16 protein-coding genes are annotated in these 15,829 nt (G+C 57.7%); 9 read left to right on the forward strand and 7 right to left on the reverse strand.

From position 1 onward, the window contains the following. Positions 1–18: 18 nt before the first annotated feature. Genes trpC through ABNS66_RS07965 form a run of 3 tightly spaced genes read right to left on the reverse strand, consistent with a single transcriptional unit; the run spans position 19 to position 2,443 of the window. Entirely contained in the window at positions 19–816 is a 798-nt protein-coding gene (trpC, locus tag ABNS66_RS07955; RefSeq protein WP_286837905.1) for an indole-3-glycerol phosphate synthase TrpC, read from the reverse strand. Next, on the reverse strand, positions 813–1,850 hold the full coding sequence (trpD, locus tag ABNS66_RS07960) for an anthranilate phosphoribosyltransferase (protein WP_286837942.1): 1,038 nt from the start codon (positions 1,848–1,850) through the stop codon (positions 813–815). The genes trpC and trpD overlap by 4 nt, the downstream gene beginning before the upstream one ends. Before the next feature lie 8 nt (positions 1,851–1,858). Next, complete coding sequence (locus tag ABNS66_RS07965) at positions 1,859–2,443, reverse strand: aminodeoxychorismate/anthranilate synthase component II (RefSeq protein WP_204996687.1); 585 nt, start codon at positions 2,441–2,443, stop codon at positions 1,859–1,861. Between the two features lie 139 nt (positions 2,444–2,582). On the opposite strand from ABNS66_RS07965, the gene ABNS66_RS07970 reads away from it, so the two are divergent. From ABNS66_RS07970 to ABNS66_RS07990, 5 genes are all read left to right on the forward strand, one after another. Beyond that, entirely contained in the window at positions 2,583–2,849 is a 267-nt protein-coding gene (locus ABNS66_RS07970) for a Trp family transcriptional regulator (protein ID WP_204996686.1), read from the forward strand. 13 nt (positions 2,850–2,862) lie between these two features. Next, the gene (locus tag ABNS66_RS07975; RefSeq protein WP_286837908.1) at positions 2,863–4,266 is read left to right on the forward strand and encodes a chorismate-binding protein; all 1,404 of its coding nucleotides are present in this window, start codon (positions 2,863–2,865) and stop codon (positions 4,264–4,266) included. Continuing rightward, on the forward strand, positions 4,263–4,928 hold the full coding sequence (locus tag ABNS66_RS07980; RefSeq protein WP_286837910.1) for an aminodeoxychorismate/anthranilate synthase component II: 666 nt from the start codon (positions 4,263–4,265) through the stop codon (positions 4,926–4,928). The genes ABNS66_RS07975 and ABNS66_RS07980 overlap by 4 nt, the downstream gene beginning before the upstream one ends. Before the next feature lie 227 nt (positions 4,929–5,155). Then, positions 5,156–6,550, forward strand: coding sequence for an alkaline phosphatase PhoX (locus ABNS66_RS07985; RefSeq protein WP_286837912.1), 1,395 nt, complete (start codon positions 5,156–5,158; stop codon positions 6,548–6,550). A 45-nt stretch (positions 6,551–6,595) separates the two neighbouring features. Continuing rightward, positions 6,596–7,186: a DUF488 domain-containing protein gene (locus ABNS66_RS07990; protein WP_286837914.1), complete on the forward strand. Its 591-nt coding sequence runs from the start codon at positions 6,596–6,598 to the stop codon at positions 7,184–7,186. Here ABNS66_RS07990 and ABNS66_RS07995 read toward each other — a convergent pair. Genes ABNS66_RS07995 through ABNS66_RS08010 form a run of 4 tightly spaced genes read right to left on the reverse strand, consistent with a single transcriptional unit; the run spans position 7,183 to position 10,276 of the window. After that, a complete protein-coding gene (locus ABNS66_RS07995) occupies positions 7,183–7,869 on the reverse strand; it encodes a phosphoglycolate phosphatase (protein ID WP_286837916.1) in 687 nt (228 codons plus the stop codon). The genes ABNS66_RS07990 and ABNS66_RS07995 overlap by 4 nt on opposite strands. Then, positions 7,866–8,534, reverse strand: a complete 669-nt coding sequence (gene rpe / locus ABNS66_RS08000; protein ID WP_286837918.1) for a ribulose-phosphate 3-epimerase — start codon at positions 8,532–8,534, stop codon at positions 7,866–7,868. The genes ABNS66_RS07995 and rpe overlap by 4 nt, the downstream gene beginning before the upstream one ends. 39 nt (positions 8,535–8,573) lie before the next feature. Continuing rightward, positions 8,574–9,239: an N-acetylmuramate alpha-1-phosphate uridylyltransferase MurU gene (murU, locus tag ABNS66_RS08005; protein WP_286837920.1), complete on the reverse strand. Its 666-nt coding sequence runs from the start codon at positions 9,237–9,239 to the stop codon at positions 8,574–8,576. Continuing rightward, positions 9,236–10,276: a phosphotransferase gene (locus ABNS66_RS08010; protein WP_286837922.1), complete on the reverse strand. Its 1,041-nt coding sequence runs from the start codon at positions 10,274–10,276 to the stop codon at positions 9,236–9,238. The genes murU and ABNS66_RS08010 overlap by 4 nt, the downstream gene beginning before the upstream one ends. 122 nt (positions 10,277–10,398) lie before the next feature. On the opposite strand from ABNS66_RS08010, the gene ABNS66_RS08015 reads away from it, so the two are divergent. The 4 genes from ABNS66_RS08015 to rsmA are packed head-to-tail and all read left to right on the forward strand — an operon-like array spanning position 10,399 to position 15,818. Beyond that, positions 10,399–12,783, forward strand: coding sequence for an LPS-assembly protein LptD (locus ABNS66_RS08015; protein ID WP_205618932.1), 2,385 nt, complete (start codon positions 10,399–10,401; stop codon positions 12,781–12,783). Continuing rightward, a complete protein-coding gene (locus ABNS66_RS08020; RefSeq protein WP_204996676.1) occupies positions 12,776–14,041 on the forward strand; it encodes a peptidylprolyl isomerase in 1,266 nt (421 codons plus the stop codon). The genes ABNS66_RS08015 and ABNS66_RS08020 overlap by 8 nt, the downstream gene beginning before the upstream one ends. Then, complete coding sequence (gene pdxA / locus ABNS66_RS08025; protein ID WP_286837926.1) at positions 14,041–15,033, forward strand: 4-hydroxythreonine-4-phosphate dehydrogenase PdxA; 993 nt, start codon at positions 14,041–14,043, stop codon at positions 15,031–15,033. Before ABNS66_RS08020 ends, pdxA begins: the two co-directional genes overlap by 1 nt. Next, a complete protein-coding gene (rsmA, locus tag ABNS66_RS08030) occupies positions 15,030–15,818 on the forward strand; it encodes a 16S rRNA (adenine(1518)-N(6)/adenine(1519)-N(6))-dimethyltransferase RsmA (RefSeq protein ID WP_286837928.1) in 789 nt (262 codons plus the stop codon). Before pdxA ends, rsmA begins: the two co-directional genes overlap by 4 nt. Positions 15,819–15,829: the final 11 nt, after the last annotated feature.

Genomic DNA, 15,829 nt, shown 5'->3' on the forward strand with positions numbered 1-15,829 from the left:
ACCCCGACCCGTAGCACCCTATTTAGCAAACAGCTCTGCTAACTTTTCCCCGGGCTCTGCCGCGCGCATAAAGGCCTCGCCAACGAGAAAGGCATCGACGTTGTGCTGGCGCATTGCCGCAACGTCGTCAGCGCTGTGAATACCGCTCTCGGTAACCACAATACGGTTTTCGTCAATTTGTGCCAGCAGCGAGAAGGTATTGTCCAAGCTGGTCTCAAAATTGTGTAGGTTGCGGTTATTGATGCCGACCAAGCGATTGCCGAGCGGCAAAATACGCTGAAGCTCCTCAGCGTTGTGTACCTCGATCAACACATCCATTCCCAACTCGTGGGCCAGGGCATTGAGCTGCGCTAGCTGCGCATCGTCCAATGCGGCTGCTATTAACAAAATACAATCAGCTGCAATCGCCCGCGCTTCGTAAACCTGATAAGGGTCGACAATAAAATCCTTACGGATCACCGGCAGCGAACAAGCCTCACGCGCCTGCTGTAAATATGCCTCGCTACCTTGAAAAAAATCGGCATCGGTCAGCACCGACAAACAGGCAGCGCCGCCTTGTTCATAGCTTCGAGCAATCTCCGCGGGATGGAAGTCTTCGCGGATTACGCCTTTGGAGGGCGACGCTTTTTTGATCTCTGCGATAACCGCCGATTGACCCGCCGCTAACTTAGCCTCCATGGCGGCAACAAAACCTCGTGGCTGCGATGCACTGGCTATCTCCGCTTGCAGCTGGGCGATGGGGCGCCGCGCACTGCGCTCGGCCACTTCTTCAAATTTTCGATCAATGATACGGTTCAAAACCGTTGGTGTTGTCATTGCGTCATACCCTGTGTGAAGGCCGCTAGCTCTTGCATTTTTTCCAGCGCACGACCGCCGTGAATCACATCTTCAGCGAGGGCCACCCCCGCCTTCAAATCGCCGGTAACACCGGCGACATACAGCGCCGCCCCCGCATTTAGCGCGATCATATCCGCGGCTTTTTCTGCAGCGGCAGAATCCCGCTTGCCCAGCGCATTGCGGATCAATGCCAACGACGCTTCACTGTCGTCCACATCAAGACCAATCAAGCTCTGGCTTTCAATACCCGCATCTTCCGGCTGTAGACGGTATTCGCGAATCTCACCGTTTTTCAGCTCCGCCACCTGCGTTGATGTTGCCAAACTGATCTCATCCAAGCCGTCGCCTGAGTGCACCACCATTACGTGCTCAGCACCCAAGCGCCCCATCACCTCGGCTAGCGGGCGACACAAGTCGGCACTAAACACACCCAGCAGCAGGCGCTTAACCCCTGCCGGGTTGGTCAGTGGGCCAAGAATATTAAAAATCGTGCGCTGGGCCAGTTCCTTGCGCGGGCCAATGGCGTGTCGCATCGCACTGTGGTGGTTTACGGCAAACATAAAGCCGACACCCACCTCGCGTATGCAGCGCGCGACCTGTTCGGGTGTCAGATCAAGCACAATACCCGCTTTCTCCAGCAGGTCGGCACTGCCACTGTTTGACGACACAGAGCGGTTACCGTGCTTAGCCACATGCGCCCCGGCAGCAGCTACCACAAAACTACTGGCTGACGACACGTTGAACAAGTTGGCGCCGTCACCGCCGGTGCCAACAATATCGACCGCGTGCTCGACTCCCTCGATATCGACTGGCGTCGCCAGCTCTCGCATCACCCGCGCAGCACCTTCTATTTCGTCGAGGCTTTCGCTTTTCATTCGCAGGCCCATCAGGAAGGCGCCAATCTGCGCATCGCTGCACTGCCCGGTCATCACGGCGCGCATCACGTCGGCCATCTCTTCTGTGGTCAAATCAAGCTGTTTAACCACTCTCGCCAGTGCCGCCTTAATGTCCATTTTCTCACTCATGCCTTGCGCTCCAAAAAATTGTTCAAAAGTTCACGCCCCTGTGCACTCAGGATGGCCTCCGGGTGAAACTGCACCCCTTCAACATCCATGCTGCGGTGCCGCAAACCCATAATTTCATCGACATTCCCCTGCCCGTCCTCGGTCCACGCGGTCATCTCCAGACAACTGGGCAAGCTGTGCTTTTCGACCACCAGAGAGTGATATCGCGTCGCAACTAACGGCATGTTCAGGCCTGCGAAAACCCCTTCACTGCGGTGGTAAACCGCAGAGGTTTTGCCGTGCATGACTTGTCGCGCACGCACCACCTTGGCACCAAATACCTGGGCGATGCTCTGGTGCCCAAGGCAGACGCCCAACACCGGACACCTGCCGGAAAAGTGTTTGATCGCCGCCATCGAAATGCCCGCCTCATTCGGCGTACACGGCCCGGGAGAAATCACCAGGTGACTCGGCGACATTTCCGCCAGGCGTTCAATGCTCAACTCATCATTGCGATACACTGCCACCTCAGCTCCCAACTCGCTGAGATATTGCACCAAGTTGTAGGTGAAGGAATCGTAGTTGTCGATCATTAACACCACAACAGCAGCGCACCTCAAACAGTTCGTGATTGGCAATAGGCAGGGCCTACCGAGCAGGGCATTGTACGCAAGGCCGCTATCTAAAACACCTAGGCCGAATGCTTTGACCCACCAGCATTTTGTGATAGTGTACTAGTACATGAATACGACGCGCAAGACACAAGATGACCGTCATCGGCAGGAACTGCTGGAACACCTCTTTGCCGCAACATCCGAAAGTGAGTTAGATCAGCGCTTAAACGATCTGCTCACACCGTCGGAGTTCAGCGAGGTAAGCAAGCGGCTACAAATTTTCAAGCTGCTCGATGCCGGAATACCTCAGCGCCAAATCGCCGAGCAACTGGGTGTTGGCATTGCCACCGTCACCCGTGGCTCACGCGCCCGCAAACGACACTCCCGAGGCTAAGCACCGACATCCTATGAGCCAACTACCCCCTCGACTGCGCCTGCCCCGCAAGCCGCATTACATTACCATTAGCGCCGACTGCGATTTTTTTAAACTGTTTAAGAAAATCGAGAAGCGCTACGACAACTGCTTCTATCTGGAGTCGCTCGGCGAGGATAGCCATATGGCCCGTCACTCCATTATCGGCTTCGACCCCGAGCAGCTGCTCTACGCCAACGGCAACACGCTCACTATTGAGGAGCGCGACGGCAGCAAGGTCGATTACCCCAGCGACAATCCCTATTCCCTGCTCCGGGAAATCGTCCCGCAGGACATTATTTCTCGAAAATACGCCGGCGGCCTCACTGGCTACCTCGGCTACGACGCAATGAATTACTTCGAGCCCAGCCTCAGCATCCAGAGTAGTGAGCTGTTTGATGCCTTTCGATTTGGGCTCTTTAAAGATGGCTTGATCCTCGACAAGATGACCGGGGAACTCATTTATTTTTACTACCACGACAGCCGCCTCGATGAGGTTGAAGCCCTGCTCGCCGAAGACGATGTCGCAAACGGCCCCTTGAAAATATATTCCTGCGGCGAAACCATGAGCCGCGACGATCACCGCGCCGCCGTCATGAAGGTGAAGCAGGACATTATCGACGGCAAAATTTTCCAGACGGAAGTCGGTTTTAAAAAGCGCTTTCGCCTCGAAGGCGACACCATCAATATCTACGAGGAAATGCGTGAGATTAACCCCTCGCCGCAGATGTACTACGTAAAATTTGGCGAGCAAAAACTGATCGGTGCCAGTCCCGAGTTGTTGTTTAGATTGCGCCAAGGCGAGATGGAAACCTTCCCGCTGGCGGGCACCACCCGGCGCGGCGCCGACCCACAAGAAGATACCGCACTGGCCCGCGCACTGCTCAACGACCCCAAAGAAATCGCCGAGCACAATATGATTGTCGACCTGCATCGCAATGATATTGGTCGTGTGGCCCAGTTTGGCACGGTGAAGGTGCGCAGCCTGATGGACATTAAGCGCTTCAGCCATGTGCAGCATATTTCCAGCGAAATTGTCGGCATTATCGCCGAGGGCGAAGACATGTTCTCGGCCCTGCCCAGCAACTTCCCGGCGGGAACGCTAACCGGCGCCCCCAAAATTGAGGCCATGCGGATCATCAACGAACTGGAAGGCGACGGACGCGGCCCCTATGGCGGCGCGGTCGGGCACTTTTCATTCAACGGGGACTGCACCTTTGCCATCCCCATCCGAACGGTATTCGCCAATGGCGAAGAGGCCTATGTGCAAACCTGCGGCGGCAATGTGTACGACTCCAACCCCGACGATGAATACGAGGAAATTCGGCGCAAGTTCGCCGGCACCAAAAAGGTCCTGGATAAGTTTATGGTCGATGACCGCGAAGGAGGCGAATCGTGAAAGTCCTCATCATTGATAACTACGACTCCTTCACCTACAACCTCTACCAATATATTGGCGAGATATTGAGCAGCGAAAAGAGCCGCGGGCGGCTCGACGACTTTCGTATTGTCGTTAAACGCAACGACGAATTAAGTTTGGACGAGATCCGCCAGCTCAACGCCGACCGCATTATCGTTTCACCCGGCCCGGGCTCACCGGATGACGAACACTACTTTGGCGTGTGCTCACAGGTGATCGCCGAGCTCGGCAAGCACACTCCGCTACTCGGCGTCTGCTTAGGCATGCAGGGCATCGTTCACGTATTCGGCGGCAATGTGGTCAAGGCGCCACTGCCCATGCATGGCAAAATCAGCCCGATTACCCACAATGACCAAGGCATGTTTGCCAATGTCCCGGACCAGCTGGAAGTCATGCGCTACCACTCGCTGATCGCCGAGGCAGAGTCTCTACCCGATTGCCTGCAAGTCACTGCGCTAGTCGGCGACATCCCGCCCAATGCCTTTAGCGACCCCAGCCCGGTGCGGCGCGGCGGTGAGTTCGAAATTATGGGGGTTCAGCACCGCGAACACCCAATCCATGGCATTCAGTTTCACCCCGAGTCCTTTGCGACCGAGGGCGGTAAAGAGCTGATTCGCAATTTTCTGTTTGGCGACCACTAGCCCAAGCGAGCACGGCGGCTGCAGGGTGGTATTGGCCCTTCAGCCGCCCCGTCGATAGCCCCACCCTGTCACGCCTTCTGCAAAGTACCTACGCCGTTATCTGCGACACAAACGCGCCCTCCGTGTCATTAAACTGCCACAGTTTTGCTCTACCTTTCGCGGCCTAGTGAATCTTTGCCTAAGGCCTGCTGCCCCCAGGCAGACGGGCCAGTAAAAGGAGTAGACAGGTGACACAGCCACCCCTTATCAAGAGCCGCCGCGACGTGCTGCGCGCAATGTTTCTCGGTGCCGCCGCCGCTGGCCTCGCCGCATGTGGTGGCGGCTCGAGTCGCAGCACAAGCAACACCACGCCAGATAACGGCGACACACCCCAGCCACCACAACCGCCCGTTCCCCCGGCAACCGAGCTGCCGCTGTCACCCGGCCCGCTAGCCAATATCGGCGACTTATTCACCTCTGACGTTGACGACATATTGATTCCCGAAGGCTTCTCCATACGCCGCGTGGCCCGCGCCGGCTTCTCGCCATCACTCAACTTCACGCTCTGGCACAGCAACCCCGATGGCGGGGCGGTGTTCCAAAGCGACGACGGCGGCTGGGTTTACGTATCCAACAGTGAATCCACACCTGGCGGAGTGGGTGCTCTGCGTTTTGATGCCAACGGCAGCATTACCGACAACTACCGCATTCTTAAAGATACCCGCAACAACTGCGCAGGCGGCGCGACCCCCTGGCAAACCTGGCTGTCCTGCGAGGAAGTCCGGGATGGCCTGGTGTACGAATGCGATCCCTTTGGCGATGCAGACAGCGCCGTGGCTCGGCCAGCGCTGGGAATTTTCAACCATGAGGCAGTGGCCGTAGACCTGCCCACTCGCACCGTGTATCTCACCGAGGATGCCGGCGATGGTCGGCTCTACCGCTACACCGCCTTGGGAGATGCCCCATCGATGAATGGGCGGCAGGGGCTCAACCTGAATAACGGCCTGCTGGAAGTGCTGGAAATCGAGGGCTTCGAAAATGGCGGTTATCAGGACGCACTCAGCGAGGCGCGACAGCTGCACAAAGTGAAATGGGTGGAAGTCCAATCGCCCGAACGCCCCCAGGCTGACGTTCGCGCCGAAATTGCATCAACCGGCGCCGGTGCACCGGGAACCGTCTTCAAAGGCGGAGAGGGAATATGGATACAAAGCTTTACCGACGGCCGCACCGTCGCGGGCAGCAGCCACCCTCTGCGGGCGGTGGTGTTCTTTGCCTGTAAAGGCGACAACCGGGTATATGCCTTGGATATCGACAACGATCTTATCGAAGTGGTATTCGACAACGAACAGCTCACCGCCGTTGACGAAACCCCCTATGACGATGTCGACAACCTGGTTGTCAGCCCCGCCGGCGACGTTATCGTCGCCGAAGATGGCGATGCGATGCGCTTGATGGTAATAGTCCCCAATGCCAATGCGAAGATCTTGCTGCAAGTCCCCGGCGGTAAAAGCGAGCTGACTGGCCCGGCATTTACCGCCGACGGCAGCCGGCTGTACTTCAGCTCTCAGCGCGGCCCGGTAAATTTCGGCATACCGTGGTTTGGCACAACCTACGAGCTAACCATTCCGGAAAACTTCCGCTAGAGCCAAGCCCAAGTGGGCGTGTAAACTGGTGGCTTTGAGCACGCTATGCACGCCCTCTACTCCATTGGCTACGCAACAAAACCGCTAGAGGTATTTTTGCGCCAACTGCGGCAACACCGCATTGATGCCATTGCCGATGTTCGCTCTGTTCCCTACAGCCGCGCCTTCCACGACTACCACCGCGAACCACTGGCAAAGCGTTTGCGAGAGGCAGGCATTGCCTATGTCTATTTGGGCGAGGAGCTGGGGCCGCGCTCAAAAGACCCCGCGCACTACAACGAGCACGGTCAAGTGCAATTCAGCCGCCTGCAAACAGCGGCGCTTTTCCAGCGCGGTATCGAGCGAGTATTTAACGGCCTGAACAAGCCTATGCGCATCGCGCTGATGTGTGCAGAAAAAGACCCGGCAAGCTGCCATCGCAGCCTGTTAATTGGCCACCACCTTCTCCATCAACACACTGTAGACACCCTGCACATTGGCCACGACGGCGAACTGGAGAGCGAGGATGAGTTGGAAAACAGGCTGATAGAACTCAACGGCATTCAGGCTGATATGCTCACCCCAGCGTGTGAATGCCGATCATTGGCATGGCAGGCTCAGTGCCGACGCTACGCCTATATCAAGCCGCAAAATTAACGCAGCGATCCAAAATCATCCACCAGTAGATCGGCTCCGGCCTCGGCAATCGGGGCGCCGTGGTTATAGCCGTAGCTAACACAGGCAGCAGGCATGCCAGCGGCGTGGGCAGCGTCTATATCGTTAGAGGAATCGCCCACCATTACAGTGTTGCCCGCGGCAACGCCCAGCCGCTCACAGGCGTGCAGCAAAGGCGCGGGGTCGGGTTTTCGCTGGGCAAGTGTATCGCCCCCCACCACCACCGGCAGTAACGACTGCAGACCAAATTCTGCAAGAATTGGGTGCGTAAAACGCTCGGGCTTATTCGTGACGCACGCCAGCTTGATACCGGCTTGCTGCCAGTATTCCAGCGCCGCGATTACGCCCGGAAACAGCTGACTGCGGGAGCTGCTGTCCTCGGCGTAGGCCAGATAAAATGCATCTAACAAAACACCGTGCGGCACTGGCGGCCCCGAGCGCTGGGAAGTACTCTCCGCCCAATCGAGCGCGCGTTCGACCAGTTTGGCAGCGCCGTTGCCCACCCATGTTCGCACCCGCTCCTCCCCCGCGCCGGGATAGCCACAGTGAATCAAGGCGGCATCCATTGCGGCAGCGAGATCGGGCACCGAGTCCACCAAGGTGCCATCGAGGTCGAATAAAATAGCCTTCAGCGGCGCCTCGCCGAGCAACTGCTGGAGTTTCATACGCCGGCCAGCTCGCTGCGCATATTGTCGATCACTGCGGTGTAGTCGTCTGCATTAAAGATCGCCGAGCCCGCAACGAATGTATCGGCACCTGCGGCGGCAATCTCGGCAATATTCTTAGCGGAAATTCCACCGTCTACCTCAAGGCGAATATCGCGACCACTGGCGTCGATCAGCGCCCGCACTTCGCGAACTTTATCCAGGGTAGAGGGAATAAATTTCTGCCCGCCGAACCCTGGGTTCACCGACATCAGCAACACCATGTCGAGCTTGTCCATGACGTATTTCAATACGTCTGGGCCGACCGCTGGGTTCAATACCAAGCCGGCTTTACAGCCCGCATCGCGAATCATTTGCAGCGATCGGTCAACGTGGGTGGAGGCATCCGGATGGAAGGTGATAATACTGGCGCCCGCCTCGGCAAAATCACCGATCAAGCGATCCACGGGAGACACCATCAGGTGCACATCAATCGGCGCCTTAATACCGTGATTACGCAGGGCCTTGCAGACCATCGGGCCGATAGTCAGATTGGGGACGTAGTGGTTATCCATGACATCGAAATGCACGACGTCTGCGCCAGCTTCGAGTACCGTGTCGACCTCTTCGCCCAGGCGGGCAAAATCAGCAGAGAGAATTGAAGGAGCTATCCAGTAATCGGCCATAAAAATTCCATTAGCTATAGGGAAATAACGTGTCCTAGTTTACGCAGAGCGCAGGTAGGCATCCAGTTCAGCGAGCCGTTGCGGCGTTCCAATATCCCACCAGCGCCCGCTATGCAGCCTACCTCGCAGGCTGCCCTGTGACATAAGATTTTGCATAATCGGCTTTAGCGGCCGTCGACCCGCCGCGAGCCCGGCAAAACACGCAGGCTGCCAGACACTGATTCCCGCAAAGGTATAGCGCGGCGAGCCCGATTCACTCAGTTTGCCATCGGCACTCAGGGAAAAGTCGCCGTCGGGATGATGGGGCGGATTCTCGACCATTAGCAGCTCCGCACTCTGTGGCCGGCATGAAAAAAAATCCCCAAAGTCGACATCACAGAACACGTCACCATTGATCAGCAAGAAAGGCTCCGAGCCCAACAGCGGTAAAGCGTTAATGATACCCCCGGCGGTCTCCAGTGGCTCACTTTCCACTGAGTGGCTGATCTGCAAACCGTAGCGCTCGCCGCGCCCGAGGTAGTCGCATAGTTGCTCAGACAGCCAGGCACTATTCACCACAACATCGGCAAAGCCGGCGGCGGCCAGTTTCTCTAAGTGATAGTCGATCAGCGGTTTGTCGGCGGCGGTCAGCAAGGGCTTGGGGCAGTGGTCCGTCAACGGCCGCATCCGCTCCCCCAGCCCCGCGGCCAGGATCATTGCCTTCACAAGCTAACCTCGCGGAACCACGATTGCTGGCGCGCCAGAGGCAACAGGGTATCGCTAAACCACACCACAAATTCGCAGCAGTCCTCGTATTGCTCCGCCACGCTAAGGGTGTAAGCCATCACGAGGGGAAGATCATCCAGGTACGCCGACTTGCCGTCCCGTAATTTGAGGCGAGCAAAGATGCCCAACACCTTGATGTGGCGTTGCAGGCCCATCCAGTCGGCGTCCCACAAAAAGGCGTCTTCGTCAGGCACCGCGATCCCCGCCGCCACCAATTGTTGGCGGTACGCCAGCAACCAGGTTTTTACAGAAGCCGGCGGCCAGTGCACGTAGCAGTCGCGCAGCAAGGACATGACGTCATAGGTGAGTGGACCGCGCACCGCATCTTGAAAATCAATCAGCCCTAACTCGCCATCGTTCAACAGCATAATATTGCGGCTGTGAAAGTCGCGATGGACAAAGCCCTGCGGCTGCGCCTCGGCGCGCGCGGCAAGGCGATCAAACAGGCGCGCCAGCATCTGCCATTCGGCATCGCTCAGTGAGTGGCCCAGCAATTGTTCGACAAACCAGTGGGGAAACAGTGCCATCTCTTCCAGAAGGCGCGCGCGATCGTAGTCCGGCAGATCGCCGTCGGCCAGTGGCATCGACTGCATATTTAGCAGGCAGGTAAAGGCCTCGCGATAGTAGCGATCGGCAGCATCTATGGAGTTCAGGCACGGCAACAATAGCTGGTCGCCAAAGTCTTCCTGCAAGAGAAAACCGCGCTCCAAATCCCAGCCCAGCATTCCGGGAACCCGCAAGTTGGCGGCCATCATACGTTGCTGAACCGCGATAAATGCCGGATTGTCTTCTTTCTCTGGCGGCGCGTGCACGGCAATAAAATGCATGTCGCCAGGCAAGCTCAGGCGGTAGTAACAGCGGAAGCTCGCATCCCCCGACACCACCGACAGCGTCGCGGGCTCTTCAGGGGGTAGGCCTAGCTGCTGCAGGCTCCAACGTTTCAGCTCGTCAGCTATCTGTGTCTTATCTGCTGTCATCAAGGGCGAGAATTTTCGTCAATATCGCTGTGAAACGGGCATCCTAGCAGAGAATGCTTTATTATTCGCCTTCGCCAATTCAGGCCTACAGCAATAAATATTAAAGCCAGTATCGCATGCCCGTGTTCCGCACTCTCATACTGCTGATGATCAGCAGCTACGGCGCCGCCAGCCTCGCGCAAGGCGCGGCAGAACAACGCTGTGGGCCGATCAGTAGCGAACAACTGGACGCTGACATCTCCCAGCTGCCCGCCTACTACCAGCACTGGAACTGGCTACCTCAGGAATACCTGCCCGAATCGGTGCGCTGTAATATGGCGCCGGGCTGCGCCGGTCGCTTTGTGGAACCCGCTCGCGACTGGAGCGGTTCGCAGTTAAGCCCTACTGAGGCGCCATTAGTCGTCTCTGCCGATACCATCGAGTCGGTGGGTGACCGCGCCACCATGTCCGGCGACGTACAACTGCGCAAAGGCAATCTCAGCCTGGACGCCGGCTATGCCCGCTACCGGCGCAGCGACAGCAGCGTGATGCTGCGAGACAGCGTAGTGCTGCGACAGCCCGGCTTTATGCTGCGCGGCCAAAGTGCCGAGCTAGATACCAATCAAGGCCTGGGCGAACTGCTCGAAGCAGAAATTCTCAGCTATCAAACCGGCGCACGAGGCAGCGCCGGGCGCATAGCACGTCCCGCCTTCGACCGCTTTGAACTGGAAGCAGCCAGCTATACCCAGTGCACACCCGACAACGAGACCTGGTCACTGCACGCCAAAAGCATTGAACTGGACTACGACAGCGGCCGGGGGGTAGCGCGCGGCGCAACCGTGCGCATCTATGATGTACCGGTGTTCTACACCCCGTATTTAAACTTTCCCGTTGACGACCGCCGCAGCACCGGCTTTCTGTTTCCGACGCTGGGCTTCTCCAACAATAGCCTGGATATTTCGACCCCCTACTACCTCAACCTCGCGCCAAATTATGACCTCACCCTGGCACCGCGCTATATCGAGACCCGCGGCGAAGCTTTAGAGGGTGAGTTTCGTTACCTGAATAAATACTCCGAGTGGTCCATCAATGGCAGCTATTTGCCAGACGACCAAACCAAGAAAGATGATCGCTGGCTACTCGGTATTGCCGAGCAGGGCTTTATGGGTGAGAGCTGGTATAGCAAGGTCGATTACACGCGGGTAAGCGACGACAGCTATTTCGACGATCTCGGTCTCGCTAACCTCGCCGTTAAGCGCAGCACCCACCTCAACCAAAAAGCGGAACTGGGCTATCTCGGCGACAATTGGAGCGGGCATTTGGAAGTGCAGCGCTACCAAACCATCGCCGCCGTTGACGACCCCTACCAAAAACTTCCGCAGCTCACCCTCAACTATCAATCACCGGCGCGAAACTTCCAGCTTGAGCCCTCGCTGGAATTTGAATATTCGCGCTTTGATCACCGAGATGCGGTGAGCGACGGCGGAAATAAAATTACCGGCCAGCGCGTATACGGTGCGGCTGGGGTCAGCCTCCCCATGCGCTGGCGCTGGGGCTTTATCGAGCCGGCGCTGAAAAGCCGCCACGTCGCTTACGAACTGGAAGACGCCGACAAGATCGGCGTCAACGACAACCCCAGCGCCAGCTCTAATCAGTTGAGTGTCGACGCCGGCTTATTTTTTGAGCGCGAACTCCAGCTAGCGGACAAGGCGCTTACCCAAACGCTAGAGCCACGCATTTACTACCGCAATGCAGAATACGAAGACCAGAGCGATCAGCCGGACTTTGACAGCGCCGCGTTAACCTTTACCTACCAGCAGCTGTTTCGCGATACCCGCTTTACCGGCCACGACCGCCTTGGCGATGCCGATCAATTGGCGATTGGCGTGAGCAGCCGCTTTATCGATAACAATCTCGGCAGAGAATTTCTCAGTTTTAGCCTCGGCCAGCTCTACTATTTTGAAGAAGGCCGCGTTCAGCTACCCGGCGACCCCGAACGCAAAAGCAGTAACTCCGACATTGCCAGTCAGTTGCGCTGGTCGCCGAGCAATCGCCATAGCGTCAATGCCGACCTGCTTTACGACGCCCGCCAAGGCACACTCAATCAAAGCAACCTGCGCTACCATCGACGCAATGACGACGGCAGCGTCATTAACCTCGGCTACAGCATTCGCCGCGAAGGCAACCAGTTTGGCGGCCTGGAAAATGATGTACGGCAGGTAGACGCCTCAATCGCCATGCCGCTGAACAATCAGTGGAAGCTGTTTGCAAAAACCCAATACGATTTGGAAGATAACCGCTCGGTCGAGAACCTGATTGGCGCGGAGTATCAAAACTGCTGCTGGCTGACGCGGATTGTCTATCAGCAGGCACTGGAACCCGATGACAATAGCAGGTCTAATACCAGTGACACTGAAACAAATTCTGCCATCTTAGTTGAATTTCAGCTCAAAGGGCTGGGTGGTCTGGGCACGGCCGTTACCAGCGTACTTAAAGAAAGCATCCTTGGTTACCAATCGAATGAATAAACTGAAAACACCCCTGCTCGCTTCCCTGTGCATGCTGCTGTTTAGCGTGGCTAGCCATGCCGAAACCCAGTGGCTGGACCGCATCGTCGCTATTGTCGACGAGGATATTATTCTCGCCAGCGAAGTGGATGAGCGGCTCACCAGCGTCCAGCAAAACATTGCCCGCTCCGGCCAGCAAGGGCCACCGGAAGATCAGCTGCGCCGTGAAATTCTCGACCTGCTGATCCTGGAGAATATCCAGCTACAAATGGCCGACCGCGTCGGTCTGCGCATTGACGACGAGCAACTCACCGCTGCCGTTGGCCGCGTGGCCGCCAAAAACAATATGACGCTTGAGCAGTTCCGTCAGGCCCTGCTCGACAGCGGCGCATCGTACCGCGATGTGCGCGAGCAAATACGCCGCGAAATGCTTTTGCAACGCGTGCAGATGGGCAACGTTAACCAGCGTATTCAAATTACCGACCAGGAAGTCACCAACTACTTAAACTCCGAAGAAGGCCGCGCCCGTACATCGCCCGAGTATCGCCTGGCACACTTATTGGTGCCGGTAGCGTCTGATGCCAGCGACGCCGATCGCGAGCGCGCACGTCAACAGGCCCAGCAACTAGCGGCGAAACTGCGCAAGGGCGCTGACTACACCAGCCTCGCCCAAGGCAGTGTCAACGCCAGTGACCTCGGCTGGCGGCGTGAGACCGACCTGCCCTCGCTGTTTGCCAGCGTGGCTCCAAATATGAGCGACGGCGGCGTGTCAGAGCCCCTGCAAAGTGCCAGCGGCTACCACGTCATTCAGCTGCTGGAGAGCCGTGGCCTTAACGAGACCGTCGCACAAACTCGCGCCAGCCACATTTTGTTAAAACCATCGGCGATCCGCAGCGAGGCGCAGACCCTCAGCCTGGCGAAAGAGCTGCGCCAGCGCGTGCTCAATGGCGACTCCTTCCGCGACCTCGCCAAGGAGTACTCCGAAGACATCGGCTCCGCCCAGGAAGGCGGTGACTTGGGCTGGACATCGCCGGGGCAATTGGTTCCCGAGTTTCAGCAAGCCATGGAAGACACCGCCATCGGCGATATCAGTGCGCCAGTGAAAAGTGACTTTGGCTGGCACATTATTAAAGTGGTGGACAGACGCCAGCAAAACGTCAGCCAAGACCTGCGCAAGCGCATGGCTCGCAATGTCTTGCACGAGCGCAAATACCAAGACGAACTGGATATCTGGCTGCGTAAAATCCGCGCTGAAGCTTACGTCGATATCAAGCTCTAATGTTGCCGCGTATTGCCATCACGCCGGGCGAGCCTGCAGGGGTTGGCCCGGAGCTACTTATTCAAATTGCTCAGCAAGAGTGGCCAGCAGAGTTGGTGGCCTACGCCGACCCAGCGCTGCTCACTGAGCGCGCCTCGGCGCTGGGCTTGCCCATCTCGCTCAGCCCCTTCGACGCCGCATCACCCCGCCCCCATCAGCCGGGACACATCAGCATTGCCCCCGTTGCGTTAGCGGCACCGGCGCAACTGGGGGTATTGAATACTGCCAACGCCGACTATGTTTTAACCTGTCTGCGCGCGGCAACCGATGCCTGTTTGCACGGCGAGTGTCAGGCCATGATGACGGGGCCGGTGCAAAAATCGGTCATTAACGACGCCGGCATCGCCTTCAGCGGCCACACAGAGTTTCTCGCCGAACGCTGCCAGGTAGAAAAAGTGGTGATGATGCTGGCCAGCGCCGCAATGCGCGTGGCGCTGGTGACAACCCATCTGCCGCTGAGCGCCGTGCCAGCGGCGATCACCCCCCGTGAACTGGAGCGCACCCTCGATATTCTTCATCGCGAGTTGCGCGAACGCTTCGGCTGCCAACAACCGAGAGTATTAGTGCTGGGCTTAAACCCCCACGCTGGCGAAGGCGGCCACATGGGACGAGAAGAAATAGAGACGATAGAGCCGGTATTGGCGAGCTATCGCGCCAAAGGCTGGCAACTGATTGGCCCGCTTCCCGCCGACACGGCCTTCACACCGCGCCACCTGGAACAGTGTGATGCGGTATTGGCGATGTATCACGACCAAGGGCTGCCGGTACTGAAATATCAGAGTTTCGGCCAAGCCGTTAATATCACCCTGGGCCTGCCCATTATTCGTACCTCTGTCGACCACGGCACGGCACTGGACCTTGCCGGCAGCGGCCGCGCAGACCCGGGCAGCATGGCAACAGCCATGCGCTATGCTATTGATATGGCCGGCCACGCAGCGAGCAACACACTATGAGCACTCATCGCGCCCGCAAGCGCTTTGGCCAAAACTTCCTGCACGACCGCGGTATTATTCAAGGGATCGTGCGTGCGGTTACACCGCGAGAAAATCAGCGCTTACTGGAGATCGGCCCTGGCCAGGGCGCCATCACCGCCGAGTTGCTCGCCAGCGGCTGCCAACTGCATGTTATTGAGCTGGACCGGGATTTGATCCCGATTCTGGAAGAGAAGTTCGCAACCCGCGACAACTTCCACCTGCACGAAGGCGACGCACTCAAATTTGATATTGCCGCGCTGGCTGGCGATGAACCACTGCGGGTGGTCGGCAACCTCCCCTACAATATTTCAACACCGCTGATCTTCCACCTGCTCAGCGCCCAGCACCGCATTACCGACATGCACTTCATGCTGCAAAAAGAGGTTGTTGACCGCCTGGCCGCGCAGCCGGGCAGCAAGGCCTACGGACGGCTCGGTATCATGGCGCAGTATTACTGCGAGGTAGAGGCCCTGTTTGATGTGCCCCCCGAGTCGTTTTCGCCGCGCCCCAAGGTGATGTCCTCCATTGTTCGACTCACCCCACACAAAACCCTGCCCTGCCCGGCAGACGACGTTAACGTCTTGCAGCGGGTGCTCAGAGAGGCCTTTACCATGCGCCGCAAGACGCTGCGCAACAACCTCAAGAACACCCTCAATGACGAGCAACTGCAAGCGCTGGGTCTCAACCCCGGCGCTCGCCCCGAGACACTCCAGTTGGCAGACTTCGTCGCCATTGCCAATTATATTAGTCGCAACCCCGCTTAATCAGGACCCGC

It is taken from the genome of uncultured Spongiibacter sp., from assembly GCF_964011655.1.
In the GTDB taxonomy this organism is placed as follows: Bacteria; Pseudomonadota; Gammaproteobacteria; order Pseudomonadales; family Spongiibacteraceae; genus Spongiibacter; species Spongiibacter marinus.

Excerpts from the sequence above, each read along its gene's own strand:
- rpe (WP_286837918.1), bottom strand. The coding sequence starts at position 8,534 with ATGGCCGATTACTGGATAGCTCCTTCAATTCTCTCTGCTGATTTTGCC.
- ABNS66_RS07995 (WP_286837916.1), bottom strand. The coding sequence starts at position 7,869 with ATGAAACTCCAGCAGTTGCTCGGCGAGGCGCCGCTGAAGGCTATTTTA.
- ABNS66_RS07970 (WP_204996686.1), top strand. The coding sequence starts at position 2,583 with ATGAATACGACGCGCAAGACACAAGATGACCGTCATCGGCAGGAACTG.
- rsmA (WP_286837928.1), top strand. The coding sequence starts at position 15,030 with ATGAGCACTCATCGCGCCCGCAAGCGCTTTGGCCAAAACTTCCTGCAC.
- ABNS66_RS08010 (WP_286837922.1), bottom strand. The coding sequence starts at position 10,276 with ATGACAGCAGATAAGACACAGATAGCTGACGAGCTGAAACGTTGGAGC.
- ABNS66_RS08020 (WP_204996676.1), top strand. The coding sequence starts at position 12,776 with ATGAATAAACTGAAAACACCCCTGCTCGCTTCCCTGTGCATGCTGCTG.
- trpD (WP_286837942.1), bottom strand. The coding sequence starts at position 1,850 with ATGGACATTAAGGCGGCACTGGCGAGAGTGGTTAAACAGCTTGATTTG.
- ABNS66_RS07975 (WP_286837908.1), top strand. The coding sequence starts at position 2,863 with ATGAGCCAACTACCCCCTCGACTGCGCCTGCCCCGCAAGCCGCATTAC.
- ABNS66_RS07990 (WP_286837914.1), top strand. The coding sequence starts at position 6,596 with ATGCACGCCCTCTACTCCATTGGCTACGCAACAAAACCGCTAGAGGTA.
- trpC (WP_286837905.1), bottom strand. The coding sequence starts at position 816 with ATGACAACACCAACGGTTTTGAACCGTATCATTGATCGAAAATTTGAA.
- pdxA (WP_286837926.1), top strand. The coding sequence starts at position 14,041 with ATGTTGCCGCGTATTGCCATCACGCCGGGCGAGCCTGCAGGGGTTGGC.